Here is a 270-nt window from a genome sequence, read left to right on the forward strand (position 1 = left end):
GGACGACTCGAAGGTCCGAACGCCACCGTATCGCGAAACTACTTTCATATGGTGCAGGTGGAGCGGTTCGGTGTCGACGCCGAACTGCGTGGAGTCGTCAATTCGTGGAATTGGATTCACGGGTATGGTTGGACCAACTACGGGACCGCGAATGCGACCTTTCCAAGTAGACTGGGATTCGGATTTGAAGGCAACCTGTTGCAGTTGGCTCGAGACATCGTTGATGCGATGGGCTCTCAGCAGCTGATGAAGTGGGACCAAATGCTGAAG

Annotated in this window: 1 protein-coding gene; it reads left to right on the plus strand. The window is 54.4% G+C overall.

The window, feature by feature from the left end:
* A partial coding sequence (locus SB772_RS41275) for a hypothetical protein (protein WP_410838685.1) occupies positions 1-270 on the plus strand: 270 nt, incomplete at both ends.

Source organism: Paraburkholderia sp. SIMBA_030 (assembly GCF_046535245.1).
Classification (GTDB): domain Bacteria; phylum Pseudomonadota; class Gammaproteobacteria; order Burkholderiales; family Burkholderiaceae; genus Paraburkholderia.